This is a genomic window from Desulfobaculum sp., assembly GCF_054921475.1.
This window is the reverse complement of sequence record NZ_JBUDSW010000366.1, coordinates 1-2,678: the sequence shown is the minus strand read 5'-3', so window position 1 is coordinate 2,678 and position 2,678 is coordinate 1. Positions and strand designations below refer to the sequence as shown.

At 62.6% G+C, this 2,678-nt stretch carries 3 protein-coding genes; 2 read left to right on the top strand and 1 reads right to left on the bottom strand.

Annotation, left to right across the window (positions count from 1 at the left end):
- A partial coding sequence (locus tag ACY69P_RS15970; RefSeq protein WP_462328199.1) for a SelB domain-containing protein occupies positions 1–1,088 on the top strand: 1,088 nt, incomplete at its 5' end.
- An 83-nt stretch (positions 1,089–1,171) separates the two neighbouring features.
- Here ACY69P_RS15970 and ACY69P_RS15965 read toward each other — a convergent pair.
- Positions 1,172–1,684, bottom strand: a complete 513-nt coding sequence (locus ACY69P_RS15965; RefSeq protein ID WP_462328198.1) for a hypothetical protein — start codon at positions 1,682–1,684, stop codon at positions 1,172–1,174.
- A 369-nt stretch (positions 1,685–2,053) separates the two neighbouring features.
- Here ACY69P_RS15965 and ACY69P_RS15960 point away from each other — a divergent pair, with 369 nt between their 5' ends.
- Positions 2,054–2,221, top strand: a complete 168-nt coding sequence (locus ACY69P_RS15960; protein ID WP_462328197.1) for a hypothetical protein — start codon at positions 2,054–2,056, stop codon at positions 2,219–2,221.
- Positions 2,222–2,678 lie beyond the last annotated feature (457 nt).

Below are 2,678 nucleotides of genomic sequence, written 5' to 3'. Positions count from 1 at the left end.
TGACCTACCTTGCCTCGGCAGGCAAGGAGCTCAAGCACCGCAAGGAACTGCACTTTCACCACGGCACCAAGGAGGTGCTGGCGCGCATCTACCTGCTGGACCGGGACGTCTTGAAGCCCGGCGAAACCGCCATCTGTCAGGTGCGCTTTAGCGACCCCATGCCCGCCGTGTACGGCGACCGTGTCGTGCTGCGGTCCTTCTCGCCCCTGCGGACCATTGCGGGCGGCATGGTGGTGAATCCCCTTGGGCGCAAGGTGAAGCGTTTTTCCGATGACGCCATGGCGCGTCTGGAGCGCCTGCGCAGTGAGGACCCCGCAGATGTTGTGACGGCGCAGCTTGAGCTTGCCGGGGCCGAGGGCCTTACCTTTGCCCAGCTGATGACCATGTCCAATCTGGAATCCAAGGCGCTGGACAAGACCATGCAGCAGCTTATGAGCAAGGGCGCGGCGTTCCTGTTTGATAAGGACGCGCGCGGATTTGTGGCCGGCGCTGAGGTGGAGCGCCTTGCGGCGGGCGCTGTGGAGGCTGTGGCGGCCTACCACAAGGCCAAGCCCATGGAGCAGGGCGTGGTGCGCGGCGAGCTTGCCTCGTCCAAGTGGGGGCGCGCTTTGCCGGAAAAGCTCATCCACTTTGTGGTGGAGCGGCTGGTGAAGCAGAAGGCGCTGGTGGCCGAGGCCGAGCGCGTGCGCCTGCCGGAGCACAAGGTCTCCCTTGCGGCGGATCAGGAAAAATTGCAGGCGACCATACGGGACGCCTACGCGGCTGGCGGCATCACCCCGCCAAACGTGCGCGACGTGCTGGACCCGCTGGGCGTTGCCTTTAAGGAGGCCGCCCCGGTGTTTCGTCTGCTGGTACAGGCTGGCGAGCTTGTGAAGGTGAAGGAGGACATGTACTTCCACGCCCCGGCCATGCAGCGCTTGCAGGATATGGTGGTGGGGTTCATCACGGAGAACGGGCAGATGACGGCCCCGGACTTTAAAGAACTCACCACGCTGTCGCGCAAGTTCGCCATCCCGGTCATGGAGTATTTGGACAAGGAAAAGGTGACGGTGCGCGTTGGCGATGCGCGCGTCTTACGCGGCGCCTAAGGCCGCGCGCGGCGGCCAAGTGCTTGAGCCGCGCCGGTGATGGAAGAGTCTTCAACGGTCTGCCCCTGTGGCAGGCCGTTTTTTTATGCAGGCAGGCGGCAGAGGCGCGCGGGCAGGCGTGATTGCGGGCTGGAGATGGTAATGGTGCGGCGCACGCCCGGGCTGGGGGCAAGGTCCATTTGCAGGTATTGGGCTATGGCGCGCTGGACGGTGTCCGCAATGGTGTGGGGCAGGGACTTGTCTCGCACCACGCGGTGGCGCACATCAAGGGCGTCGCCGGATTCAAGGGCGATGTTGAGGCTAAAGGCCGGGACCGGGCGCGACTCGAACCCCGGCCCGCCGCTGGCGGTGACATATGGTTCAATGAACAGGCTTGCGCCTTCGACGATGGGGTGGTGCCTGCGCAGGGCGTCTTCCACCAGCTTTTTGTCCTGCGCGGTGAGGGTGAAGGGGCGCGGCCCTTCGGCGTAGAAGATGGACAGCGGAATGCGCACGCGCGGCGTCGGTGAGGTGAGGTCCACAAGGCCGAAGTAATGCAGTCCGATGGGAATGAGGATTGCGGAAAGTAGGCTGAAGATGGTGGCAAAGGTGCGCATGACGTAACGGCAAGTCTCTATTTTGAATTCATGGAAGAAAACTATGCATCCGTGCGGACTGCATGGTGGAGTTTGCGGTCCTCCCCGTGTCCCCGCGAGAGTATAACAGGGTTTGTATAGACTGTGGAGTGCTGCGGCAATGAAAAATGCAGCGGGTGTACAAAGCGCGCAACGCCCTGGAAGCATGGAAAAAGTGCTGTCAGCGCTTGTCATTTGCACGGGCCAACGCTACAAGATGAGAACGTAATCCATGAGGATGACACGTTATTCTGCGCTAGACCTGTGATCCGGAAGAGTACTATGCCTATCGTATCGACCCGATTTACAACAAGTCCAAGAGTTTACAGGGACACGGTGACCCACCGGGTCATGGTGGCTTCGTCCGAAATGCACGAGACCTTCGTTCAGGAGGAGGGGCGCTGGCGCGAGGGCGCGTTTGATGACGGCGACCTGCGCGAAAATTTCGTCCTTGTGCAGGACCAGCAGGAGGCATGGCGCGTTTTCAAGCAGGCCCTCGGGCAGGTGGGCTACCTGTAGCCCGCGGCGCAGCGGGCGCACCGGGTGGGGAAGTCGCAAAGCGGTGTCCCTTCTACTCAATGCGCCGGCGTGTGCGCCATAAAAGCGCCCCGCGCTCAGGGCGGCGCGTCAGGGTGTTCTGCTTGGGGCGTGGTATTTGGAGGGGGGAGAGGTGCTCCGTGCTGTGCGGCGCATCGGGCGTGCGTCACATGCGGGCGGGTGCTGAGCGAGCGTGCGGCAAGTCGAAGCGAGTCCGCCATCCTCTGACCTTACAGCCAAGACCTGTGCGGGAGCACGCAGACGCCGGGCGTAGGGCAGGCGTCATTCAGACCATAATTGCATCTGCAAGCGGCCTCATTATGTGGGCCGCTTTTTTGCGTTTGTGGTCCGGTGTATGGCGGGGAGGGGTCAGGAAACCGTAATTGTCCGGCCCCCGCGCGACGGGTGGCGGCTGGTGGATGTGTAGTACTGGTCTATG